Origin of the sequence: Nonomuraea sp. MG754425, from assembly GCF_021699195.1 — a bacterium.
In the GTDB taxonomy this organism is placed as follows: domain Bacteria; phylum Actinomycetota; class Actinomycetes; order Streptosporangiales; family Streptosporangiaceae; genus Nonomuraea.
Map to the genome: position 1 here is coordinate 24,007 of NZ_SSXE01000002.1, position 23,455 is coordinate 47,461.

A 23,455-nucleotide genomic window follows, 5' to 3' on the forward strand; every position below is an offset into this window, starting at 1 on the left:
CGACAGTGACGCACCGTCGCGACGTGGATGACGTCCGCCCGGTGACTCGCCTGGCGCTGATCGTCGCGCCGCTGATCGAACCCCGCCCCCCGTACGACGCAGAGAGGCTTGACCGTGGCACGTATCCCCTCCCGCCCACCTCGCCCGTCCCGGGCCTTCGCCGCCCTCGCGCTCACGGGCGCCGTGGCCCTGACCGCCTGCTCATCGACCACGACCTCCGCCTCCGGCGGTGAGACGGAGGGCGGCAAGGAGATCCAGATCGGCCTGCTCGCCCCGCTCACCGGGGGATCGGCCGCCGACGGCAAGGGCATGCAGCAGGGGGCCGAACTGGCCGTCAAGCAGCTCAACGAGCGCGGCGGCGTGGCCGGCCACACCTTCAAGCTCAAGACCGTCGACGTGCAGGGCCAGTCCAACGACGCAGTGACCAAGGGCGTGCAGACCCTGACCGACGACGAGTCGGTCAAGGCCGTCGTCACCGGCTACGCCTCCACGTCCAACTTCGAGATCGACGAGCTGGCCGCGGCCGAGAAGGTCTACCTCATCGGCGGCAACACCGCCCAGACGCAGGCCATCATCGAGAAGGACCCCGCCAAGTACCCCACCGTGTGGTCCATCACGCCCAACTACGACGCCTACGGCACCGAGCCGGTCGAACTCGCCGAGAAGTGGGCCGAAGAGGGCCCGTGGAAGCCGCGCAACAAGTCGGTCTTCGTCGTCCGCTCCGACAACCCCTACAGCGAGGGCATCGCCGACGGCCTGGTCAAGACCTTCACCTCCAAGGGCTGGAAGATCGCCGGTGAGGAGAAGGTGCCGTTCGGCCCGGTCAACGACTGGGGGACGATCATCGGCAAGATCCGGCAGGCCGACCCCGACTTCATCGTCAACACCGACTACCAGGTCTCCAACGAGGCCGGCTTCATGCAGCAGTTCCTGCAGAACCCCACCCAGTCCCTGGTCTTCATGCAGTACGGCCCCAACCAGCCGCAGTTCTTCGAGCTGACCAAGGACAAGGCCGAGGGCGTGCTGTTCAACAACCTCGCCGGCCTGGTGCCCGCCGCGAACTTCCCGCCCGCCGTGCAGCTCCAGAAGGACTGGAAGGCCGCGTACGGGAGTGACGACGTCGACCCGCAGGGCGTGATGACCTACGTCGAGATCATGATCTACGCGGAGGCGCTCAAGCAGGTCGGCGACCCCGACGACGCCCTGGCCATCGGCTCGGCCATCAGCAAGATCGACACCGAGCAGGCGTCCGGGCGCATCGTCTTCGACCCGGCCACCCACCTGGCCAAGCAGGGCGACGACTTCGTGCCGCTGCAGTCCTTCCAGTTCCAGGACGAGAAGCGGGTGCTCATCGCCCCCGACAAGTACAGCGACGGCACCTTCCGGCTCCCTCCGTGGATGAAGAAGAGCTGAGGCCGGCGTGACGACGAGCGAACTCGCGCTGCCCCCCGGCAAGCGCATGGCCGTGGCCCTGACGTTCGACTTCGACGCCCACTCGCCGTGGATGGGCACGATGGGCCGGACCTCGCCCTCGTACCTGTCGCGTGGCGACTTCGGCGCGGAGCAGGGCGTGCCGCGGCTGCTGGAACTCCTCGGCCGCGACAACCTGCCGGCCACCTGGGCCACCCCCGGCCACGACCTGGTGACCTTCCCGCACCGCATCGAGCAGATCCTGGAGGCGGGGCACGAGATCGCCGCCCACGGCTGCTACCACGAGGTCGTGCCCAGCCTCGAGCCCGCGGAGGAGCGGCGGCTGATGGAGGTCACGCTGCGCCAGCACGAGCAGGTGACCGGCCGCCGGCCCCGCGGCTACCGCTCGCCCGCGTGGGACTTCTCCGAGACCACCCTCGACCTGCTGGAGGAGTTCGGCTTCGACTGGGACAGCTCGCTCATGGGCCGGGAGTTCGAGCTGTACCGGCCCCGGCGGGTCACCGTGAACTACGAGTCGGCCAACACGTTCGGCCCGCCGAGCCGGATCATCGAGATCCCCGTCTCGTGGTACCTCGACGACTGGCCCTCCGTGGAGTACGTGGCCGGAGTCTCGGCGCTGGGCTCGCACCGCGCCATGGAGGACCGCTGGAACACGATCTTCGACTACGCCCACGAGCGGGTGCCCGGCGCCGTCTACGTGCTCACCATGCACCCGCAGACCATCGGCCGCTCCCACCACCTGCTCGTCCTGGAGTCCCTGATCCAGCGCATGCTGGCGGAGGGCGACGTGTGGTTCGCCACGCTGAGTGAGATCGCCGATGCCTGGCAGGGCTGACGGCGGCCTGGTCACCGCGCCGGACCCGCGCGCGGCCGAGGCGGGGGCGGCCATGCTCCGCGCCGGCGGCAGCGCCGTGGACGCCGCGGTGGCCATGGCCTTCGCCGTCGGCGTGGTCGAGCCGTTCATGAGCGGCCTGGGCGGCGGCGCCTGGCTCGTGGTGCGCCGGCCGGGCGCGGCGAGCGCGACCACGGTGTCGGGACCGCTGCGCGCGCCGGCCCTGGCCACGCCCGGCATGTTCCGGCTCACCCCCTCGGCGTCCGGGACCGGCCTGTACGGCTGGCCCGCCGTCGAGGACGACGCCAACATCGTCGGCCCGCGCTCCGTGGCCGTCCCCGGGGCGGTCGCGGCCCTGTGCCGGGCGCACGCCCGGTTCGGCCGGCTGCCGCTCGCCGACGTCCTGGCCCCGGCGATCGAGCTGGCCGAGGCCGGGCACGAGACGAACTGGTTCGCCTCCTCGGCGATCTGCGGGCAGGCCCGCCTGCTGCGCGACTCCCCCGCTGCCGCCCGGCTCTTCCTGCCCGACGGCCTGCCGCTGCGCGGCCCGTCCACGGGACCGGGGGACCCGCTCGTCCAGCCCGCGCTCGCCCGCGTGCTGCGCGAGATCGCCGGCGGCGGGCCGCAGGCGTTCTACGAGGGCCGCGCCGCCCACGCGATCGCCACCGCGGTCGCGGACGGAGGCGGCCCGCTGCGCCAGGCGGACTTCGCCGCCTACACCGCCGACGAGCAGGACGTGCCGCCCGTCGAGATCGGCTCCCTGCGCCTGTGGGGCCCCCTGGCCACCGGAGTGATCACGGTGGCGCAGGCCCTGCACCTCGTCGAGGCCGCCAGGAACCGCGGCCTCGAACCCGGCCCGCTGCTGTGGGCGCGGGTGCTGTCGCGCGCCTTCGGCGACCGGCTGCGCGACGTGCGCACGGACGAGACCGCCTCCTGGGCGCACCTGGCGACCGCCGCGTACGCGGAGGAGATCGCCGCCGGCCGGCCCGCGCCCTTCGACGGCCCGGCCAAGGCCGGATGCACCTCGCACATGTCCGCCGTGGACGGCGCCGGCATGACGGTCGCCCTCACCCAGACGGTGCTCGACCTGTTCGGATCACGCCTGGTCGAACCCGAGACCGGCATCGTGCTCAACGACGGGATGATGTACTTCGACCCCCGTCCCGGCCGGGTGACCAGCATCGCCCCGGGCGCGGCCGGCCTGAGCGCGGTCAGCCCGCTCGTCCTGGCCGGGCCCGACGGCGCCGAAGCCACTCTGGGCGCCTCCGGCGGGCGGCGGATCATCTCGGCGGTCGCCCAGATCGCCGCGCGCTGGCACGACGGCCACGACCTCCAGGACGCGATCTCCGCCCCCCGGCTGCACGCCGAGGGCGGCAAGGTGTGGCTGGACCGCCGCGCCGCCCGCGCCGCCGGCGACCTGACGCGAGCCGGGTTCGACGTCATGACCGTCACCGAGGAGCCGACGACCTGGCACTTCGCCCGCCCGAACGGCATCGCCCGGCGCGCGGGCGGCCCCTGGGCCGGCGGCGTCGATCCGCTCAAGCCGCACGGGCTGGCCGGTCCGGCACTCACCGGTGCTCTCACGTACGGGCCCGCCGGCCCTTCGACCAGCCGTGATTTCGAGGAAGGACCATGATGGCAAGCACACTGGCCGGGCGGCGCGCCCTGGTCACCGGGGCCGCGGGCGGCATCGGCGGCGCGATCGCCGACCGGCTCATCCGCGACGGGGCCACGGTGATGATCGCCGACATCGACGCCGAGCGCGGCGCCCGCACCGCGCGCGAGCTGTCGGCCGCCGCCTTCCAGCAGGCCGACGTGTCCGACGAGGCCGACGTGACGGCGTTGTTCGAGCGCGTGACGCGGGAACTCGGCGGCCTGGACATCCTGGTGAACAACGCCGGCGTGGCCGAGAGCGGGGGCGGCGTCACCGGCGTGCCCGTCAGCGAGTGGCGGCGGGTGATGGACGTCAACGTCACGGGCACGTTCCTGTGCGCCAGGGCGGCGTTCCCGCTGCTGGCCGCGTCCGGCGACGGCTCGATCGTCAACCTGTCGTCCATCTTCGGCGTCACCGGGCTGCCGGCCTTCCCCGCCTACTCCGCGGCCAAGGGCGCCATCGCCAACCTGACCCGCCAGCTCGCCATCGAGGGCGGGCCGCTGGGCATCAGGGCCAACGCGGTCCTGCCCGGTTACGTGGACAACGACATGGGTCGCTCGCGCGATCTGCTCGACCCCGGCGCGGCGGCCCGGGCGCTGGCCGAGCGCGAAGCGGCGGCCGCCCGCCAGCCCGTCGCGCGGCAGTGCACGCCGGACGAGATCGCCGTCGCCGTCGCCTTCCTGGCCGACCCGCGGGCCTCGTTCGTCACCGGGGTGCTGCTGCCGGTGGACGGCGGCTTCCTCGCGCAGGGCGACTGGCGCGGGCCCGGCAGGGAGCCGGCGTGAGCGGCGGCGCGGCCCCGGTCCTGCTGGCGGCCGAGGAGGTGAGCAAGTCGTTCGGCAGCCTCAAGGCCGTGGACGGCGTGAGCCTGGAGGTGCGCCGCGGCGAGGTGTTCGGCCTGGCCGGACCGAACGGCGCGGGCAAGAGCACCCTGTTCAACCTGCTCACCGGCATCCCCATCAGGCCCGACACCGGCAAGGTGATCTTCGACGGGCGCGAGGTGCACCAGCGCTCATCCCGCTGGATCGCGCAGGCGGGCCTCAAGCGCACCTTCCAGACCGAGGCCGTCTTCGACTCGCTCAGCGTGCTGGACAACGTGCGCGTCGGCCACGCCTACGGCCGCTCCGGCCGGTCCCGGCGCTTCGACCAGGCCCGCTGCCGGCAGGCGCTGGAGCTGGCGGAGCTGGGCGGCGACGTGAACCGGCCGGCCGACGGGCTGTCCCTCATCGACCGCAAGCGGCTGATGATCGCCAGTGCCCTGGTCAGCGAGCCGTCGCTGCTGCTGCTCGACGAACCCGCCGCCGGCCTGGACCCGGGCGACCAGGACGACCTGATCCGGCTGCTCGGCCGCATCCACGACACCGGAGTCACCATGGTGATCATCGAGCACGTGCTGTCGGTGCTGGAGGCGCTGGCCGGCCGCATGGCGGTGCTGGACAGCGGCCGGATCCTCGTCACCGGCAGCCCGGCGCAGGTCCTGTCCGACCCCCGGGTCGTGGAGGCCTACCTCGGACCGGGAGCCGCCCGATGACCGACCTGCTGAACGTCGACACCGTCACCGCCGGCTACGGCCAGGCCAAGGTACTGCGCGGCATCTCGCTGCGGGTGGCGCAGGGCGAGGCCATCGGCCTGCTCGGCCCGAACGGGCACGGCAAGACCACACTGCTGCGCTGCCTGTCCCGGCTGCACCGCCCCGAGTCCGGCACGATCACCTTCGCCGGACGGGATACCGCGAACAACTCGCCACGGGACCTGGTCCGCCGCGGCCTGATCCACGTCCCGCAGGGCTCGCGGCTCTTCCCGCAGCTCTCCGTCGAGGAAGCGCTGCGGCTCTCGGCCGCCTCCAGCGGCCATTCCCGCTCCTGGCGGGAGAGCCTGGAGCGGGTCTACAGCGTCTTCCCCCGGCTCAAGGAACGGCGCGGCCAGCTCACCGGCACCCTCAGCGGCGGCGAGCGCCAGATGGCCAGCCTGGGCATGGGCCTGATGGCCCAGCCGACCCTGCTCATCCTCGACGAGCCCACCCTGGGCCTGTCCCCCAAGGTCAAGCACGAGCTGAGCGAGTGCATCGCCCGCGTCCGCGCCGAGGTGTCGTCGATCATCCTGGTCGACGGGGACATGGAGCTGGTGCTCGACCTGACCGACCGCTACTACGTCGTCCTGCACGGCGACATCGTGCAAAGCGGCGCGTCGGACGCCGACCGCAGCCGCGAGGCCATGATGTCCCTCTTCCTGGGAGGAGCCGCAGATGAGCAGCCTTAGCGTCGTGCTCACCAGCACCCTCGTTCTCGGTGGGCTCTACCTGCTCATGGCCGCGGGTCTCACCCTCATCTGGTCCACACTGCGCGTGTTCAACTTCGGTCACGGCGCGCTGCTCATGTTCGGCGCCTACCTGACCTGGACGTTGCTCACCACGACCGGGCTGCCCCTGGTCGTGGCGCTGATCGGGGCCGTCGTCGCGATGGCGGCGATCGGCGCCATCTACGAGTTCCTGCTCGTCAGCCCGTTCATCAAGCGGCCCAACGGCGACATGCTCGTGATGGTGGCCACGCTCGCCGCGACGATGCTGCTGCAGAGCGGCGCGCAGCTCATCTGGGGGCCGGAGCTGAAGCAGCTCCCGCCGTTCGGGCAGGGCCGCGTGGAGGTGGCCGGGTCCGTGGCGCAGGGCACCCAGCTCGTCACGATCGTGCTGGCCCCGCTCCTGGTCGGCCTGCTCGCGCTGGTGCTCAAGCGCACCGGCATCGGGCTGACCGTGCGGGCGCTGGAGCAGAACCGCGAGCACGCCCAGTTGCTCGGCATCGCGCCGCGGCGGGTCTACCTGTTCGTGGTCATGGTCGCAGTCGGCCTGGCCACCGTCGCGGGGGCGCTGCTGGCCAGCATGCAGTTCATGACCCCCGCCATGGGGGCCGACCCGCTGCTGCGCGCGTTCGTGGTGCTCGCCTTCGGCGGCGCGGGCAGCCTGGCCGGCACCATCACCGGCGCGTACGCCATCGGCCTGCTCGAAGCGCTCACCACCTACTACTTCGGCCTGTCGTGGAGTCCCGTGCTGGTGTTCCTCGCCATGATCATCATCATGCTGGTCAAACCGGAAGGACTGCTGCACACACGGGTGAGGAGCGCGTGAGCGGCATGGCGAACTTCCGCACCTGGGCGGGCTGGCCCCTCTACGCGCTCGTGCTCGGCCTGCTGCCCCTGGTGTTCACCGACCCGCACAGCCGGCTGCTGCTGATCCTCATCACCATGTACGGCGTGCTCGCCCTGAGCTGGAACCTCACCCTCGGCTTCGCGGGCATCTTCAACTTCGCGCAGATCGGCTTCTTCGGCATCGGCGCGTACACCGCCGCCATCCTGTCCACCCGCACCGGTATCGACCCGTGGCTGGCCATCCCCATCTCCGGGGTGTCGGCGGTGCTCGCCTCGCTGGTGGCCTTCCTGCCGGTCCTGCGGCTGCGCGGCATCTACGTCGGCCTGGCCACGTACGTGTTCTCGCAACTGTGCATCTACCTCGTCCTCGGCCAGGCCGGCCTGACCGGCGGGTCCAACGGCATCGTCGGCATCCCGCGCCTGACGCTCGGGGAGACGAGCCTGCGCGCCGACGGCCGGCTCGGCTACTACTTCCTCGGCGCGGCCCTGCTGTTCGCCGTCACGCTGCTGGTGCGCCTGCTGACCCGCTCGACCCTCGGCATGTCGCTGCTCGCCCTGCGCGACAACGAGCCGCTGGCCACCAGCCGGGGCGTCTCCCGCGTCCGGCAGCACCTGATCGTGTTCATGATCGGCGCGGGCGTGGCGGGGGTGGCGGGCTCCTTCAACGCCTTCCTCAACGGCGTGGTCAGCACCGACATCTTCGGGTTCGGCTACCTCACCCTGCTGCTCAGCATGATCTTCCTCGGCGGCAGCGGCAGCGTCTACGGGCCCGTCGCCGGAGCCGTGGTGGTCACGATCGTGTCCGACGCGCTCCAGGACGCCGGGCCGTGGCGCGACATCGTCATCGCCGCGCTCATCGTCGTCGTCCTCTGGGCCGCGCCGAAGGGCCTGGCCGGTCTCGCCCGGCAGGCGCTCACCGTGTTCCGCCGGGACCGCGGGCCCGTCACCGCGGAACCCGTCCACGTACAGACCAGCAAGGAGATGCCATGACGAAGGCCAGCGACGCCCACAACGCCGTGCTCGACCAGGTCGACCGGCTCGCCGAGCGCATGGTGTCGAGCCTCGCCGACGCCATCGCCGTGCCCAGCGTCAACCCCAAGTACCCGGGCCAGGACTACGACAAGGTCGTGGGCGCGGAGAGCGACGTCAGCGCCCTGCTCGCCGACCTGTACGCCGAGGCGGGCGCCGAGGTCAGCACCGTCACCGCCGAGGCCCGCAGGGACAACGTGTGCGGCCGCGTCCCGGGGACGGGCGGCGGCCGTTCCCTGCTGCTGAACGGGCACGTGGACGTCGTGCCGGAAGGCAGCAGGGACAAGTGGCACGGCGACCCCTTCCGCGCCCTCGTCACCGACGACAAGGTGATCGGCCGCGGCGCGACCGACATGAAGGGCGGCCTGGTCGCCGCCGCGTACGCGGCCCTCGCCCTGCGTGCGGCCGGGGTGGACCTGGCCGGGGACCTCCTGCTGCAGGGTGTCGTCGGCGAGGAGGTCGGCGACCACGAGGCCGGCACCACGGCGATGCTGGAGGCCGGGTTCACCGCCGACGCGGCCATCGTCTGCGAGCCGTCCGGCCAGGCCGGGACCCTGCCCGCCGTGGTGCCCGTCACGCCCGGACTGCTGTGGTTCAGCATCTCCCTGACCGGCAAGACCGCCCACTCCGGGCTGCGCGGCATGACCATCCACCCCACGCTCGAAGGCGACGCGCTCGGCGTCAACACCGTCGACAAGTTCTGGACCGTCTACCAGGCCCTGCGCGCCCTGGAGGACGAGTGGGCCAGGCACAACCGGCACCCGCTCTTCCCGCCCGGCTACTTCAACCTGCTGCCGGGCGTGCTGCAGGCCAACCCGTCGGGGATCTTCGTGCCGTTCTTCCTGGCCGACCGGCTGAGCGTCGAGTACTGCGTCTACCACCACCCCGACCGCTCCAACGAGGAGGTCATCGCCGAGATCGAGGCCCGCGTCCAGGACGCCTGCAAGTCCGACCCCTGGCTGCGCGAGCACCCGCCCGTCTTCGAGTGGAAGCTGCTCTGGCCGCCGTACTCCCTGCCGGACGACGCCCCGCTCAACGCGGTCGTGGCCGGCGCCCACGCGATCGCCACCGGCGGCGCCGACCCCCTGCGGGCGGGCTTCATGGGCGTGTGCGACCTGACGTGGATGAACCGCAAGGGCCTCGACGGTCTCGTCTACGGCCCCGGGGTCGGCTACACCGCCCACGCCGAGAACGAGTACGTCGAGATCGCCCAGCTCGTCCAGGCGGCCAAGACGTACGCGCTCACGGCCATCGACTGGTGCGGGCTCACGGACGGCGCGTGAACCGCGTACGCTGGTCCGGCGCCCGCATCGGCGCCGTCTTCTCCCTGGAGGCAGGGTGACACCCCCCACCGCCCCTGAGCACCGGACAGTCGCCGCGCAGCTCCGCGAGGTGCTGCCGCGACTGCCGCGCGCCGAGCAGCGGGTGGCCCGCGCCCTGCTGGCGGGCTACCCGACGGCCGGCCTCGAACCGCTCGCGGTCGTCGCCGGCCTGGCCAAGACCAGCGCCGCGACCGTGCTGCGGCTGGCCTACCGGCTCGGGTTCGAGGGCTACCCGGAGCTGCAGCAGGCCATCAAACGCGAGACCCAGCAGCGCTACTCCTCCCCCCTGGCCCAGTACGCGACGCCGCACCAGGGCTCCGACAGCGTGCTCGGCCGCTCCAGCCAGGTGCTCCTGGAGGGCACCGCGCTCACCTTCGAGCAGCTCTCCGAGGGCGAGCTGATGAAGGCGGCCCGGCTGCTGGCCGACCCGGCGCTGCGCGTCTCGGCCGCCGGCGGGCGCTTCAGCGAGATCCTGGCCCGCTACCTCATCGCCCATCTGGAGCAACTGCGTCCCGGCGCCGCCTACATCGCGGGCTCGGCCGCCGACCACGCGGCTCACCTGCTCGACCTGGGCCGCCGCGACGTGCTCGTCCTGTTCGACTACCGGCGCTACCAGCGCGAGACCATCGCCTTCGCCAACGCGGCCGCGGCCCGCAACGTCAAGATCGTGCTGCTGACCGACCCGTGGTTGTCCCCGGCCGCCGCCGTGGCCGACGTGGTGCTGCCCGCGCAGGTGAGCTCCCCCTCGCCGTTCGACTCGCTCACCCCGGCGGTGGCGCTGCTCGAAACGCTGATCGCCGCGGTCGTGGACGAACTGGGCGAGGCGGGCAGGAAGCGGGTGGCCGAGTACGACCAGCTCGCCGACGGCGTCCTCCGGGAAGAGGACCGCCCGGCTCCGGCCCGCTGACCGGTGTTCCCTCTCCCGCACGCTGCCGAGCTCAGCCGCCGGTGGCGGGTTCTGCGCGGTTGACGGTAATCATCGGCCGGTAGTACCCGGCGGGTTCCCGGCTCCCCGATGGGGGTGCCGTCGACCTGGACCCAGGCGTGCGCGCGGAACGGGCTGGTGCGCACGCCGGCGCACCAGGTGGGCCAGGTTCCGCGGGTGCGGCACAGCAGCACGGTGGCTTGAGTCCAGGCCGGATGGCGCGCATGGGCATGGGAGCGGTCACAGTGATCGGCGTTACGGGAGGCCCTCTCCCGGTGGTACGACCTGCTGGGCCCAGGGTGTGAGTTCCGGGCGCTTGGCCGTACGGCCGTCGCCCGAGGAGCGGCCGCGGAGGCGGCGGCCAATCCACGGGCCCGCGAACGTGGCGAACCACCGCAACTCGGCCGCCGCCACCCGCCACGCCGCCGCCGGGGGCAGGGGTGGGAAGGGCAGCATCCAGGTGTCGTCGCTGCCGGGCAGGCCGAGGGAGTGGGCCATGGCCGAGGCGATGCGGGCGTGGCCCGCCGGGCTCGCGTGCAGCCGGTCCGTGCTCCACATGCGCGTGTCGGTGACGAACTCCATCGCGAACGTGTCCACCACCGTGACCCCGTGACGGGCCGCGGCGGCGCGGATGCGGGCGTTGAGGTCGAGCACCTTGGGCCGGAGCGGCCGGGCTATGGGGGCGATCTTCCCGATATCCGGAAAAGTCACGGTAACCACGTGCGCGCCGGACCCGGTCAGGGCGGCGTACATCTCCTCCAGCGCCTCCGCCACGGCGGCGGGCTCGCTGCCGGGACGGATGACGTCGTTCATGCCCGCCATGACCGTGGCCAGGTCGGGACGCAGCGCCAGCGCGGGGGCCAGTTGCTCGGCGCGGATCTGGCCCGCGAGCCGGCCGCGCACCGCGAGGTTGGCGTACCGGAGACCGGGGTTGGCGCGGGCCAGGTGCTCGGCGAGGCGGTCGGCCCAGCCGCGGTGGCCGTTGACGTCGTCGCCGTCGCCGAGGCCCTCGGTCTGGCTGTCGCCGAGCGCGACGTAACGCGTGTAGCCGGTCATGCGGCCTCCCTGCCGGTGCATTCGGCGTCGACTCAATACTCAGGGATATGAGTAGTCATGAACATGACTATAAGACGACGGACATCTCAGCACCAGAGGCCGGACCCTCAGGCGACGGACCGCGCCACCAGGGCCACGGCCCGCCGCATGGCGTCGCGTACCTCGTCGGGCCCGTCGCCGCGCTCCAGCGCCGCCAGCGCGGCGGCGCCGACGGCTCCCACCATCGCGCCGACCAGGGCGGACACCGTAGCCAGGTCGAGCACGTCGGGGAAGGCCCGGTGCAGCGCCCGGACGAGTTCGGCCTGCGCCGTGAGGTAGCGCTGCAGCAGCCGGGCCTGCAGCGCCGGCGTCGAGGCCGCCAGCCGGGCCCGGAGCGCGGCGAGCCCGCTGGACAGCTCGCGGTCCCAGGCGTTGACGATCATCTCGTCCATCGCCCGCACCAGCATCTCGGACAGCGTCTCCCCGGCACGGCGCTCGCCGACCACCCGCAGCGCCAGGTCGACGCGCACGTCTGCGTCGGCCAGGAGCACGTCTTCCTTGGTCTGGAAGTGCAGGAAGAAGGTGCGCGGGGACACCTGCGCGGCGTCGGCGATCTCGGCCACGGTCACGTGGTCGTAACCCTGTTCGCCGAACAGGCGCACCGCCGCCTCGATCAACGCCTGCCGGGTGCGCTGCTTCTTGCGTTCTCGTAGCCCAGGATTCTCCATCACGTGACACTTTACTTCATTGCCTGTATATATGCATAGAGTGAATCACTACAGTGACTGCACTCAACGGAAGGTGGAGACCATGGGAAGCCTGGACGGACGGGTCGTCCTCATCACCGGAGCGGGGCGCGGCATCGGACGGGAGGAGGCGCTGTTCTTCGCCGCCGAAGGAGCCAAGGTCGTCGTCAACGACCCAGGCGTCTCCATCGACGGCACCGGCGGCGACACCGGGGTGGCGGCGGCCGTCGTCGAGGAGATCACCGCGCGCGGCGGGCAGGCCGTGGCCAGCACCGACAGCGTCGCCGACTGGGACGGCGCCCGCCGCATGGTGGAGACCGCCCTGCGGTCCTTCGGCGACCTGCACGTCGTGGTCAACAACGCGACCATCGAACGGAACATGGGCCTGACCGACCTGTCGGAGGAGGACTTCGACGACGTCCTGGCCGTCAAGCTCAAGGGCACGTTCGCGGTGACGCGCTGGGCGGCCCGCCACTGGCGCGACCGGTTCCTGGCAGGCGAGCGCGCCGACCGCGCCGTCGTCAACACCTCATCCGGGTCCGGGCTGCTCAACCCGCTGCCCGCGCAGGCCTCCTACGCGGCGGGCAACGCCGGGGCGGCGGCGCTGACCGTCGTGGCCGCCCTCGAACTGGGCCGTTACGGCGTGCGGGTCAACTGCATCTCGCCGTCGATGGCCCGCACCAGGCTCACCCTCGGCGTCCCCGGCATGAGCCAGGAGCCGCCGGCGGCCCCCTTCGACCCGCTGAACCCGGCCGTCAACGCGCCGGTCGCCGCCTATCTGGCCAGTGCCGCCTGCCCGCTCACCGGCCAGGTGCTGTCGGTACGAGGCGGCACGGTCGCGGTCAACCACGGCTGGTCCCTCGGCGGCCACATCCACAAGGACGGCCTGTGGAGCGTCGAGGAACTGGCCGAGCGGGTGCGGGAACTGCCGACGGACGACCCCTTCGACAAGCTCGCCCAGGCCCTGTCCGGCGCGCTCGGCACCACCGGACGAGCCGAACTCCAGACGATGATCAACGCCCTGCTGGACCAGGGAGCAAAGTCCGCCACGACCTCCACGTGACGCCGGGCCCCGTTCAGGCCACCATCTGCAGGCTGCGGTTCAGGCCCGTGAGGCGCAGCAGCCGGGACATGAACGGGCGCGGCGCGGTCATCGTCATGGTGATGCCCTGCGCCCGGGCCCGGCGCTGGATGCCGACCAGCACGGCCAGACCGCCGGCGTCGCAGAACGTCACCTCGGAGAGGTCGAGAACGAGCACGCTCGTGCTGGTCCGGAGCGTGTCCAGCAGTTGTCCGCGAAGTGCCGCGCTGGTGAAGATGTCGATCTCGCCGGACAGCCGGACGCTGGTGGGCGTCACCGAGTCGCCCGCGCGGGGCGGGGCTGCGTTGCTGGTCATGAAGTTCTCCGTTCGACGAGGAGCAGGAACGATGGACCGATGCACCGGCCGGCCGGCTGCCAGGCGGGTGATGGAAGGGACGGCGTGCGGTCGAGCGGAAACACCACTTCGTGGATGGACACCGGGCGGGTTGGGAGCGCTGGGCGCGTCGAGGTGCGGCAGAGATGTCAGCATCATGGCTGCCTGGCCTGACCGGGCTCGGGTGAAGCCCTCGTATCGCCTATCGCCGTGGGCGACGCCGACCTGATGCCAACGCGCGGGAAAGTCCTCGGTGCCCAGCACCTTACCTTCCTCGTTCCGCGCTCTCTCAACGTGGTCGCGCGGCGTACGGGCGGGCCGCCGGAGGGTCGCTCCGGTCGCGCGACACGCCCGGAGCGGCCCTTGGAGCAGACGCGTGCCGGAGCCGGAATCGCCGTCCTGGCAGGGCCTGCGGCACCGACACGGATATCCCTGAGCGAAGATCGCCGAAAGGTGTGCTAACCTTGAATGCGTTGCAGTTATGGTACCCATAAAGACTTTATGCGCGCCTGATAGATGTATCTTCGGGCGCGTTTCTGTTTTCCGGCATTTCCGGGTGGGCTCATCGCGGCGGCACGAGATTCACGCGGTGTGAATTCTCACGTTTCCGGCATTGTCTGAAGGAGATCGACATGGCCACCGGCACCGTCAAGTGGTTCAACTCGGAAAAGGGCTTCGGCTTCATCGCCCAGGACGGCGGCGGCGCCGACGTCTTCGCCCACTACTCCAACATCGTCGCCAACGGCGGCTACCGTGAGCTGACCGAGGGGCAGAAGGTGTCCTTCGACGTCGTTCAGGGTCAGAAGGGCCCGCAGGCGGAGAACATCGTCGCCGCCTGACGTCGCACGAGGTCGGGTCCGCGCCCACGGCGCGGGCCCGCCCCGCCGCCACCGCTCCAGCCGGCCCCCGGTGCACGAGACCGGGCCCCGGCTCGATTTATTTCTCGCGGGGCGGCATACTTACCCAATGAGACGTACCTCGCCGGGCACCCGGCGACGCCCACCGGGCAGCCCCTTCAACACCCCGGAAATACCTCCTCCGCCGGTCGAGCAGTTCGCCGCCGGAGACCGGGTGAGTCACGACAAATACGGCCTTGGCCGAGTCCTCGCGGTCGACCAGGACGACGCCGTTCTCGTCGATTTCGGTGCGGAGACGTACCGCATCGCCTCGCCGTACGCCAAGCTTGTGAAGCTGTGACGGGCTCCCCGCCTTCATGAGGGAGCCGGACGGTCGCGCGGGGCGGATCCCGGACGCGGCACCGTAGCGCAAGGCAGGGCTCGACCGCGATCTGACGACCTCGGTCGATCGGGCGCCCGCGATCACGAGTGAGTAACCTCACATCCGCAGCCCGCTCCCCCACACCCACGGCCAGGCCGTGGGTCTGTCGCGCATTCCCGCCCGACCTGCCGTGCTGCCCTCGACGGGGTACGGCCCGGGCGGCGTCACCGGTGAGACAGTTCGACCGATCATCTCGTCGCGGGTTCCTCCCCTGCCGGGGAGCCGGGCCACTACGCGGCGAGATCAGTCAGGCATGCCGGTTGACCTGCACGGATGGCGTTGCCGGCAGGGACGGCTGCGCCTCGTGCGCGGCGGTGTCGTCATGCCTCAGAGGTACCTCCACCTGTCTCCCGCCCCGCAGTGACGTCCCGTATCAAGTGGATAGATCGACAACACCTGACTAAGCTCCCAATCCTCCCTTGACGCCACATGGAAGGACATATCCATGCAGAGGAAGGCTCTTGCCCTGGCTGCCGCACTGGCCGCCGGAGCAGTCCTCATCCACCCGACCGCCGCTTTCGCCGGCTCGTACACGCCTGAAGCCGCTTGCGCCAAGGAGTCCGGCTACAGCGGCTGGCGGCATGTGAGCGACAACCGGAGGGCGGTCAAGACCGGCGGCTCGACCTGGGGTTACGTCTACCTGATGTGGAACCGTGGCCGGCAGGCGAACTGTGTCACTGTGATCAAGAGTGCCTTCGCCGGCACGCCCACTTTCACCCAGGCGATCCTGAAGGTCCAGGGCGGCGCCGCCTACCGGGACCCGGGCACCCTGACCGCCAAGAAGTACAAGTACTACGCAGCCGCCATCGGCTACGGCAAGGGCAAGTGCGTCCAGTACGAGGGCTACATCGCCGACACGCGCCTCGACTACACGCTCGCCAAGGGCAAGCGCAACAGCTGGGGCAACTGCGGCTGACCCCACCGAGGTGTGACTTTCCGTCCAGCGGGCCCCGCGTCGCGGGTGGCTCGCTGGGCGGTTCGGCGTAGAGCCCGGAATCCACCGAACAGCCGTCGAACGATTCGCCGGAAATCCGGGAATCACCGCGCGAGAAGCCTGCTGAAGAAAGAGCACTGGCGGACGCCCGCCACGGTGGCGAAGGCCATCCGCAATGGGCCGCTCCCGGTGGATATGAGCAGCGAGAACGATCTCGCCGTCGTCGTCCGGCCGTACCCCTGCTGAGCCGCGACCGGGTCAGGATCGGTGCGCGTCGTCGAGGATCCGTTCGGCGAGGCGGCGGGCCGCCGCGGCCGGGTGGGTCTCGGGCCGGGTGGCGCCGACGGCCAGGGCGCCGTCGATGAGCAGGAGGAGTTGGTCGGCGGCGTACGCCGGTTGCGGGTGCTCCAGCTCGCGCAGCTCCTTTTCCAGGAGATCGTGCACGCGCTCGCGATATCGGCGGGCGACGTCGTGTCCCGGGTGGCCGGGGTCGGCCAGGGCGAGTTCGGCGGCGAGGTAGCGGCAGCCGCGGAAGTCCGGTTCCCCGATGACCTCGCCGAGCCAGTCGAAGACGGCCAGCAGGCGATCGCGCGGATCGGTTCCCGCCGCCCGCATGGTCTGCCGGTAGGCGGCCTCGTCCTCGGTGGCGGTCAGCCGCAGGACTTCGGTGATCAGCCCGTCCTTGCCCCCGAAATGTTCGTAGAGCGAGCGCCGGGCCACGTTCGCGACCTTCAACAGGGCATCGACGCCCACCCCCACACCCTGCTGGTAGGTGAGCTGCTTGGCCGCCGCCAGCAGGCGGTCCCGTGGTCCTGGCGTGGTACGTGCGGTCACGGCGGTCAGTCTACTTGACGGGTAGATCGACCGGTCTATATGGTCGATAGACCGAATGGTCTATCTATCAGGAGATCGGGCATGTCACCTCGTACGACCGCCGACATCATCGACCGCTTCAACCGCGTCTTCATCGACCACGACGCCGCGGCGCTCACCGACCTGATCGGGGCGAACTGCGTGATGGAGGCCATCCAGCCGGCCCCGGACGGCGCCCGTACCGAAGGACGTGCCGACTGCCTGGCCTTCTGGCAGGCACTCGCGGCCGACCGGAGCACCCGGTTCGAGCCCGAGGAGGTCACCGTCTCCGGCGAGCGGGCGACGATCCGCTGGCGGTACCACTTCGGCGACGACCCGTCCGATTCGGTACGCGGCGTCACCCTCCTGCGGGTCAGCGACGGCCTGATCGTCGAGGCCCTCGGCTACAGCAAGACCGGCGGTGTGCCGCCGGCCGCCGAGCGCACCGCCCGCGAGGTGCTCGACCGGTACAACGACGCGTTCCGGTTACACGACCCCGAACTGCTGAACGACCTGATCGCGGACGACTGCGTCATCGAGGACTCGGGCCCGGCCCCGGACGGGGCGCGCCGCGAGGGCGGCCGGGCGTGCCTGGCGCGGTGGTCCGAGCTCGCGGGCAACCGCGCGCTGCGGTTCACGCCGGAGACGGCGGAGATCCATGGGGACCTCGCCGTCCAGCCGTGGTCGCTGCAGTGGGGCGACGGCGCGCAGGACCGGGTCCGTGGCGTGAACCTCATCCGGATCCGCGACGGCCGGATCGTCGAGGCGCGCGGCTACGTGAAGTCCTGACGCGGACGAGCGGCCGGGCGCCTGTCCTCAGCCCTTCGCACGGAGGTTCCTGACCACCGCGGCGACGACGGGGTCGGAGACGTCCACGTCGCCGGACACCTCGATGATGTACCGGCCCACCCGCAGGACCCATGAGTCCTCGGCTCGGTACACCTCGTCCGCGCCCGACGGGGATCCGCGCTCCCCGTCCAACAGCCTGTCGGCGTCCTTCGCCGTGGCGGCCACCCAGATCACGTCGACATCGACGTCGTCGGCGTCGCCTTCGTCGCCGACGGTGAAGGTGCAGGTGGTCCGGAACCGCTTCTCCGTCCCGAACTGGACGTACGGGTTGGTGTGCATCGTACGGGCGGCGCTCACCCCCCGGACCCCTCGAAGCAGGGTCCGGCAGCCGGGCCACTCCTCCGGCCGCACGCCGCCGAACTCCACCGGCCCGGTCGTCGGCACCGAGTCATAGGCGATCACCGTGACCTTGGCTCGCACCGAGCTGCCGGCGGCCACCAGGAGCCGGCCGTCCACCGCGCCGACCACCACCGCTCTCCCCTCCGGCTCGACGGCGGTTTGCAGGGGCATGCCCTCGGCCGTGCCGGTGACGGGATCGACGACGGCCACCCAGAACCGCGGCAGCCCGATCTCGGTACGCGTCAGAGCGGTGACCGAGGCGTAGACGCGGTCGGTGGCGCTGATCCAGCTCACGTGATTCTCGGTCGCGGGGATCTGTCTGGCCTGACCGCTCGTGGTGTTCACCAGGGTGAACCACGATTCCTCCCCCGCCTTGAGCGAGGGGAGGAGGAGTTCTTCCCCCACGGTGATCGGCCGGCACGGGACGCATGGCACGACCGGATCCGCCCACTTTCTACCGTCCGGGCCGATGAAGGTCGCCATGTCGTCCCTGGCGAACACGGTGACTCCGCGCGCCACCGACGCGGTCAACTGGTAAGTGGACTCGCTCGGCTGTTCGTGCGTCCATCGCACCTGCCCGGTCGCCGGGTCCAGCGCGTGGACACGCAGCGTGTCGCCCCGGCAGTGCTCCGCGACCAAGGCCAGGCTGCCGTCGCTCGTCCCCTCCATCAGCGGCAGTCGCAGGAGGCAGCCGGGCTGCGCCGTCAGGTCGGCGGTCCACCGGTCCTTTCCGGTGCGAACGTCGACACCGGCGATCCGCACATCCTGCTCCTCTCCCCGTTGCGTCAGCAGGACGCCCTTGCCCGCCGAGAGCCCGCCGCCGGAGCGCAACGCGCCGTAGCGCAGCACGTCCTGCCCGCCGACATCGAGCGACCGCTGCCAGAGCAGGCGGCCCGTGCCGGTCTCGAGCCCCACCACACGACCGCCGTCGCCGCCGTCGGTGGAGACGACGACGGCGCCGCCGGTGACCGCGAACCCCTCCGTGTCCCGTCCCGGCTCGCGGTAGTGCCACTCCTCCTCGCCGGTCGCGGCGTCGAGGGCGGTGACGCCGTGCGGCGCGACGGCGAGCAGTCGCCCGTCGCTGACCAGGAGGGCGCTACCGGCCTGGTCGCCCACGTCGTCCATCGTGAGGTCGGTGCGCCACGCCTCCCGCAGGATCCCCGGTGCCGGCCCGCGGGCGGACGGCGTCCCGCGGGGCGCGTCGCCGATGACGTGGTCCACCTCGACATCGGGGGGCGGTTTCTCCTCCGGCGCGACCAGCGCGCAACTCCCGAGAAGAGACACCAGCGACAGGGCGAGCCCGATCCTCCTGATCACGCGGGAACCGTAGGACAACCGTCTTCAGATTCCCTTCATCCCCGGACGCTCTCCGCAGACGAGGCACCGCACCTGTATCGGGCCTGAAACGAAGTGAAAGCGCGGATGGCTACGGTCCTCAGGTCGGCGGGACCCGCCGGGTGACGAGGAAGGTCTGGACGCATCCGGCGTCTCCTGCAAGAACGGCAGCGCCTTCGGCAACGTCGTCCTCTTCCGCATCGCGAGCAGCGTCCTCGGCAACTGGCAGCTCCCCAACCCGATCGACAAGGAGCACCGCACGCTCCTGTGCGTGAAGGCGACGAACTACGCCATGGTCGCCTGCGCCACGCACATCTCCTGGGGAGCCGGTGACCAGGCCGCCCAGGTCGCGGCGGTCGCCGCCCGGATCAGGACGTACCGCGACCAGGGTTACCGAGCGGCTCAGGTGCCGCTCAGGGTGGTGTAGACGGTGGCGGCGATCTCGCCGAGGGCCTGCCCGGTGCGGGCGGAGATCTCCCGCTGCGCCTGCTCGCCGTCGGCCGGCATGCCGACGAAGGCGGCGAAGGTCAGCAGGCGGCCGTCCGGCAGCTCGACGTACCCGGCCAGGGCCTTGCGCACCATTCCGGCGCCCGCGCCGGCGAGCATGCTGGTGCCGGTCTTGGCGTGGACGTGCCCGGCGGCCGGTGAGTCCGGCTGGACGTCACGCAGCGAACCGTCCCTGCCCAGGATCGGCAGCGCGTCGCGGTAGCCGGTGAAGTGCGGCCGGCCCGCCATGTAGGCGAGGAAGCGGGTGAAGTAGCGCGGGGTGTAGGTGTTGTCGGCCGAGCCGGACGGCGCGGGGTCCAGGCCGGCGGCAGTGAAGAGCTCGTGCCGCACCCGCCGACCGGCCTCCTTCGCGTCGGCGGGGTCGCCTCCGGCGATGGCGCCCACCAGGTAGGGCCAGGTCTCGGTGTGCAGGTTGGAGCTCACCTTCAGCATGGGCTTGAGCTGCTGCGGCAGGGGCGGCCCCGCGTACTCCGCGAGGAGCCTGCGCTCTCCCGTGCCGGCCTCCCCCTGCTCGACGCGCACACCGGCCTCGCCGAGCACCTTCGTGAACAGGAATGCGGCGAAGACGGCCGGCTCGGGCACGAAGTACGCCCGGAACAGCCCGTCGCCGCCGGCCGGGACGTCGCCCGTCAAGGTGACCGTGCGCGATCCATCGGGGTGGCGCTCGTCGCCGGTGAAGGCGAGCGGGCGGGCGGAGGCGGCGTCCGCGATCGTCCGCACCTCGTTGACGATGCGGACATAGTCGGTACGCGGACCGATGCCCAGGACGGCGGGCTGCCCCGGGCGGCGTCCCGGCTCGACCGTGACGTCCACGACGTTGTCGTTGACCATGACGGGCGAGATGGCAGCGGTGACGTTGTTGGCCAGTCTCTCGCTGCCCTCGCGGAACAGCGAGGTGTCGACCAGGACGCGGCCCTCGACGCGCTTGACGCCCGCCCCCGCGATCCGGGCGGCGAGCCGGCGAAGCTCCCGCAGCGGGTCGCCGCCGATGGGGCCCGCGCCCGGGGTGGCGCCGTAGGTGTGGTCGGGGTCGGGCAGGAGCAGGCCGCCGTCGCGGCGCAGCCGTCCTGACAGCAGCAAGTCACCGGCGGCGACCAGCACCAGGTCGCCCTTGAGTGCCCCGCCGCGTACCGGGCCCGTGCGGTACACGCGGGTGACCGGACGCCGGTCGGCGCCCAGCGCCAGCAGCGCCGTCCCGCCGACGAACACCTTGGACGACGACCCGGCGACGAACAGGTCGCCCGCGTTGAGCTCGTAGACGGACTCCCCGCTGTCCGGGGCGTAGAACTCCGCGCCCCACCGGGCGTCACGGAACTCGGGCCGGGCCATGATCTGCTCGATCCTGGCCGCCAGCGTGGCGTTCGCGGCCGGCCCGGTGGCGGAGCGGGCGGGCCGGGCGACGGCGGGCACCGTCGCGGTCGCCAGCGGGATCGTGCCCAGCAGGCCGAGCGCGGACCGGCGGGACATCCGGAAGGAGCGCCCGTGGGCGGGATTCGGGTGCGGCAAGGTGCCCTCCTCTGCTCGTCCGGCCGGACCGCTCGTGCCCGGCCGGTGCGGTGCTGCCGATCCAAGAAGGTGGCGTGTTTCCTCGCTGTTTCGCCGCCGCCGACCGGCGTGCCCCCGCGCGTGACGGAAACGGCGGGGAAACATCCGCCGGTGCAGAAAGAAGGTCGGCATACGGGCCCGGGAGTGTGTTCCCCTCACAGGAAGGATCTTCGACGTGAATCGTGTCGCAGTGACCGTCGCGGCCGGACTGGCATGCGTGCTGATCGCGCAGGGCCTCGGTCCCGCGACGTCCGCCACCCGCCCCCGGGTCGGCGACGTCCAGCGGGCGCTGGACGAGGTGGCGGAGGTCGCCGGGGTGGTGGGCGTCATCGGCGAGGCCTACCACGACGGCAAGCGAGTCGGGCGCGGGTCGGCCGGCTCCCGGCTGATCGACGGCGCGGGCGGCGCCATCCCCTCGGACGCCCGCTACCGCGCCTGGTCCCAGACCAAGCGCATGACCGCCACCGTGCTGCTGCAACTGGTCGAGGAGGGCAGGCTCGACGTGGACGACACCCTCGGCGCGGTGCTGCCCAGCACGTCCGAGCGGGATCTGGTCGAGCGGGCCGGCGAGATCACCGTCCGCCAGTTGCTGCACCACCGCTCCGGCATCCCCGACTACACCGGGCCCGGCACAACGGACCTGCGCCCGTTCGACGACCTCACCACCCGCCACACCTGGACGGACCTGGCGAAGATCTCCCGCGGCCGAGCACGGACGAGCGAGCCGGGCGAGCAGTACGCCTACGCCAACATCAACTACATCCTGCTCGGCGCGGTCATCGAGAGGCTGACCGGTGACACCCTGGCCGCCCAGTTCGACCGGCGGCTGTTCCGGCCGCTCGGGATGGCCCGGACCTACCTGCCGGTCAGGCCGGACGAAGGCATCAGGGGCCCGCACGGGCACGGCTACCTCCCCCAGCCCGGCGGTGTCGCGCGCGACGTCGACCGGATCAACCCCACCTCCCTGTGGGCGGCCGGCGGGGTGATCTCCACGGCACGGGACCTGACCACGTTCTACCGCGCCCTCGCCCAGGGCCGGCTGCTGCCGGCGCACCTGCGTGACCTCGTCGAGTACCCGGACGGCAGGCAGTCGGTGTGCGGCGGGACGGTCGGGCTCTCCACCGGCTCCGGTCCGGGCGGGAACACGGTCAGCTTCACCTCCGCCGACGGACGCCTGCAGTTCGCCGTGGGCGCCACGACGAGCACGCGCGACCAGCCCGCGCTGCGCCCGGCCCTCTTCCGGGCCGCCGAAGCCGTGCTCTGCCCCGGCCGCTGACGCGCACGGAAGGGTCCACTCCCCGCCCGGTGTCAGCGTTCGATCATCTGCATCTGCGCCTCGTTGTGGTGCCCGCCGGCGGCCGGGGGCAGGCTGTCGAGCGTCGCGAGCTGCTCGGCGGTCAGTTCGACGGCGTCGGCGGCGACGTTCTCCTCCAGCCGCGAGACCCGCTTGGTGCCCGGGATGGGGGCGATGTCGTCGCCCTTGCTCAGCAGCCAGGCGATCGCGACCTGCGCGGGCGTCAGGCCGGCCGCGGCGGCGATGGCTTGCACCTCGTCGGCGAGCGCGAGGTTGCGCCGGAAGTTCTCGCCGGTGAAGCGCGGGTTGGTCGCCCGGAAGTCGTCGGGGCCGAAGTCGCTTTCCGAGCGGATCGTCCCGGTCAGGAAGCCGTGGCCGAGCGGGGAGTAGGCGACGAAGCCGATGCCCAGCTCGCGCAGCAGCGGCAGCACCTGCTCCTCCTGGTCGCGGGTCCACAGCGAGTACTCCGACTGCAGCGCGGTGATGGGGTGGACCGCGTGCGCGCGGCGGATGGTGTCCAGCCACGCCTCGGACAGGCCGATGTGGCGGACCTTGCCCTGCCCGACCAGTTCGGCCACCGCGCCGATGGTCTCCTCGATCGGCACCTTCGGATCGACCCGGTGCTGGTAGTACAGGTCGATGTGGTCGGTGCCCAGCCGCCTGAGCGAGCCCTCGACCGCGGCGCGGATGTTGGCCGGGCTGCTGTCCAGGTTCCAGGGGCCGCCGCCGGCGTGGGAGACCAGGCCGAACTTGGTGGCGATCACCGCCTGATCGCGGCGGCCCTTGAGCGCCCGGCCGAGGAGTTCCTCGTTGGCGTACGGGCCGTAGATCTCGGCGGTGTCCAGGAACGTGACGCCCAGGTCGAGCGCGCGGTGCACGGTGCGGATGGACTCGGCGTCGTCGCTGCCGGCGCCGGTGTAGCCGTGGGACATGCCCATGCAGCCCAGCCCGATGCGGGAGACCTCCAGGTCGCCCAGCCTGATGTGCTTCAT

Annotated in this window: 24 protein-coding genes and 1 pseudogene; 17 read left to right on the plus strand and 8 right to left on the minus strand. The window is 71.7% G+C overall.

Annotation, left to right across the window (positions count from 1 at the left end):
- The first annotated feature begins 114 nt into the window (after positions 1–114).
- From FAF44_RS00745 to FAF44_RS00790, 10 genes are read left to right on the plus strand one after another with little or no spacing between them, the layout of a single operon-like run.
- A complete protein-coding gene (locus tag FAF44_RS00745; protein WP_237100985.1) occupies positions 115–1,413 on the plus strand; it encodes an ABC transporter substrate-binding protein in 1,299 nt (432 codons plus the stop codon).
- 7 nt (positions 1,414–1,420) lie between these two features.
- Positions 1,421–2,266, plus strand: coding sequence for a polysaccharide deacetylase (locus FAF44_RS00750; protein WP_237100986.1), 846 nt, complete (start codon positions 1,421–1,423; stop codon positions 2,264–2,266).
- Positions 2,250–3,899 (plus strand): gamma-glutamyltransferase family protein, encoded by a 1,650-nt coding sequence (locus FAF44_RS00755; RefSeq protein ID WP_237100987.1) that lies wholly within the window; start codon positions 2,250–2,252, stop codon positions 3,897–3,899. Before FAF44_RS00750 ends, FAF44_RS00755 begins: the two co-directional genes overlap by 17 nt.
- Positions 3,896–4,702 (plus strand): SDR family NAD(P)-dependent oxidoreductase, encoded by an 807-nt coding sequence (locus FAF44_RS00760; protein ID WP_237100988.1) that lies wholly within the window; start codon positions 3,896–3,898, stop codon positions 4,700–4,702. Before FAF44_RS00755 ends, FAF44_RS00760 begins: the two co-directional genes overlap by 4 nt.
- Positions 4,699–5,448: an ABC transporter ATP-binding protein gene (locus FAF44_RS00765; protein ID WP_237100989.1), complete on the plus strand. Its 750-nt coding sequence runs from the start codon at positions 4,699–4,701 to the stop codon at positions 5,446–5,448. The genes FAF44_RS00760 and FAF44_RS00765 overlap by 4 nt, the downstream gene beginning before the upstream one ends.
- On the plus strand, positions 5,445–6,176 hold the full coding sequence (locus tag FAF44_RS00770; RefSeq protein WP_237100990.1) for an ABC transporter ATP-binding protein: 732 nt from the start codon (positions 5,445–5,447) through the stop codon (positions 6,174–6,176). The genes FAF44_RS00765 and FAF44_RS00770 overlap by 4 nt, the downstream gene beginning before the upstream one ends.
- Positions 6,163–7,038: a branched-chain amino acid ABC transporter permease gene (locus FAF44_RS00775; RefSeq protein WP_237100991.1), complete on the plus strand. Its 876-nt coding sequence runs from the start codon at positions 6,163–6,165 to the stop codon at positions 7,036–7,038. Before FAF44_RS00770 ends, FAF44_RS00775 begins: the two co-directional genes overlap by 14 nt.
- A 5-nt stretch (positions 7,039–7,043) precedes the next feature.
- Complete coding sequence (locus FAF44_RS00780; protein ID WP_237101131.1) at positions 7,044–8,048, plus strand: branched-chain amino acid ABC transporter permease; 1,005 nt, start codon at positions 7,044–7,046, stop codon at positions 8,046–8,048.
- A complete protein-coding gene (locus FAF44_RS00785) occupies positions 8,045–9,370 on the plus strand; it encodes an ArgE/DapE family deacylase (protein ID WP_237100992.1) in 1,326 nt (441 codons plus the stop codon). The genes FAF44_RS00780 and FAF44_RS00785 overlap by 4 nt, the downstream gene beginning before the upstream one ends.
- A gap of 55 nt (positions 9,371–9,425) precedes the next feature.
- A complete protein-coding gene (locus tag FAF44_RS00790; RefSeq protein ID WP_237100993.1) occupies positions 9,426–10,316 on the plus strand; it encodes a MurR/RpiR family transcriptional regulator in 891 nt (296 codons plus the stop codon).
- A gap of 149 nt (positions 10,317–10,465) precedes the next feature.
- On the opposite strand, the pseudogene FAF44_RS00795 reads toward FAF44_RS00790, so the two are convergent.
- From FAF44_RS00795 to FAF44_RS00805, 3 genes and pseudogenes are all read right to left on the minus strand, one after another.
- Positions 10,466–10,699, minus strand: a pseudogene (locus tag FAF44_RS00795) (hypothetical protein); the annotation flags it as partial.
- On the minus strand, positions 10,590–11,390 hold the full coding sequence (locus tag FAF44_RS00800; RefSeq protein WP_237100994.1) for an SGNH/GDSL hydrolase family protein: 801 nt from the start codon (positions 11,388–11,390) through the stop codon (positions 10,590–10,592). The pseudogene FAF44_RS00795 and the gene FAF44_RS00800, both read right to left, overlap by 110 nt.
- Positions 11,391–11,497: 107 nt before the next feature.
- The gene (locus FAF44_RS00805; protein WP_237100995.1) at positions 11,498–12,097 is read right to left on the minus strand and encodes a TetR/AcrR family transcriptional regulator; all 600 of its coding nucleotides are present in this window, start codon (positions 12,095–12,097) and stop codon (positions 11,498–11,500) included.
- 82 nt (positions 12,098–12,179) lie between these two features.
- On the opposite strand from FAF44_RS00805, the gene FAF44_RS00810 reads away from it, so the two are divergent.
- Positions 12,180–13,178: an SDR family NAD(P)-dependent oxidoreductase gene (locus tag FAF44_RS00810; protein WP_237100996.1), complete on the plus strand. Its 999-nt coding sequence runs from the start codon at positions 12,180–12,182 to the stop codon at positions 13,176–13,178.
- 13 nt (positions 13,179–13,191) lie between these two features.
- Here the strand turns inward: FAF44_RS00810 and FAF44_RS00815 are convergent, their stop codons facing one another.
- A complete protein-coding gene (locus FAF44_RS00815) occupies positions 13,192–13,512 on the minus strand; it encodes an STAS domain-containing protein (RefSeq protein ID WP_237100997.1) in 321 nt (106 codons plus the stop codon).
- Between the two features lie 650 nt (positions 13,513–14,162).
- On the opposite strand from FAF44_RS00815, the gene FAF44_RS00820 reads away from it, so the two are divergent.
- The 3 genes from FAF44_RS00820 to FAF44_RS00830 all read left to right on the plus strand — a co-directional run bounded on the left by FAF44_RS00820 (position 14,163) and on the right by FAF44_RS00830 (position 15,724).
- Complete coding sequence (locus tag FAF44_RS00820) at positions 14,163–14,369, plus strand: cold-shock protein (protein WP_139637865.1); 207 nt, start codon at positions 14,163–14,165, stop codon at positions 14,367–14,369.
- Positions 14,370–14,496: 127 nt separating this feature from the next.
- Complete coding sequence (locus tag FAF44_RS00825; RefSeq protein WP_237100998.1) at positions 14,497–14,727, plus strand: hypothetical protein; 231 nt, start codon at positions 14,497–14,499, stop codon at positions 14,725–14,727.
- Positions 14,728–15,253: 526 nt separating this feature from the next.
- Entirely contained in the window at positions 15,254–15,724 is a 471-nt protein-coding gene (locus tag FAF44_RS00830) for a hypothetical protein (protein WP_237100999.1), read from the plus strand.
- Between the two features lie 276 nt (positions 15,725–16,000).
- Here FAF44_RS00830 and FAF44_RS00835 read toward each other — a convergent pair whose 3' ends face one another.
- Positions 16,001–16,576, minus strand: a complete 576-nt coding sequence (locus FAF44_RS00835; protein WP_237101000.1) for a TetR/AcrR family transcriptional regulator — start codon at positions 16,574–16,576, stop codon at positions 16,001–16,003.
- An 81-nt stretch (positions 16,577–16,657) separates the two neighbouring features.
- Between FAF44_RS00835 and FAF44_RS00840 the strand changes: the two genes are divergently transcribed.
- The gene (locus FAF44_RS00840) at positions 16,658–17,383 is read left to right on the plus strand and encodes a nuclear transport factor 2 family protein (RefSeq protein WP_237101001.1); all 726 of its coding nucleotides are present in this window, start codon (positions 16,658–16,660) and stop codon (positions 17,381–17,383) included.
- A 27-nt stretch (positions 17,384–17,410) separates the two neighbouring features.
- Here FAF44_RS00840 and FAF44_RS00845 read toward each other — a convergent pair whose 3' ends face one another.
- Positions 17,411–19,099, minus strand: coding sequence for a PQQ-binding-like beta-propeller repeat protein (locus tag FAF44_RS00845; RefSeq protein ID WP_237101002.1), 1,689 nt, complete (start codon positions 19,097–19,099; stop codon positions 17,411–17,413).
- Between the two features lie 289 nt (positions 19,100–19,388).
- On the opposite strand from FAF44_RS00845, the gene FAF44_RS00850 reads away from it, so the two are divergent.
- Positions 19,389–19,544 (plus strand): hypothetical protein, encoded by a 156-nt coding sequence (locus tag FAF44_RS00850; RefSeq protein ID WP_237101003.1) that lies wholly within the window; start codon positions 19,389–19,391, stop codon positions 19,542–19,544.
- Here the strand turns inward: FAF44_RS00850 and dacB are convergent.
- A complete protein-coding gene (dacB, locus tag FAF44_RS00855; RefSeq protein ID WP_237101004.1) occupies positions 19,520–21,130 on the minus strand; it encodes a D-alanyl-D-alanine carboxypeptidase/D-alanyl-D-alanine-endopeptidase in 1,611 nt (536 codons plus the stop codon). The genes FAF44_RS00850 and dacB overlap by 25 nt on opposite strands.
- A 214-nt stretch (positions 21,131–21,344) precedes the next feature.
- On the opposite strand from dacB, the gene FAF44_RS00860 reads away from it, so the two are divergent.
- On the plus strand, positions 21,345–22,445 hold the full coding sequence (locus FAF44_RS00860) for a serine hydrolase (RefSeq protein WP_237101005.1): 1,101 nt from the start codon (positions 21,345–21,347) through the stop codon (positions 22,443–22,445).
- 32 nt (positions 22,446–22,477) lie between these two features.
- On the opposite strand, the gene FAF44_RS00865 is transcribed toward FAF44_RS00860, so the two are convergent.
- Positions 22,478–23,455 carry an aldo/keto reductase gene (locus FAF44_RS00865; RefSeq protein WP_237101006.1) on the minus strand — a complete coding sequence of 326 codons (978 nt, stop codon included), beginning with the start codon at positions 23,453–23,455 and terminating at the stop codon, positions 22,478–22,480.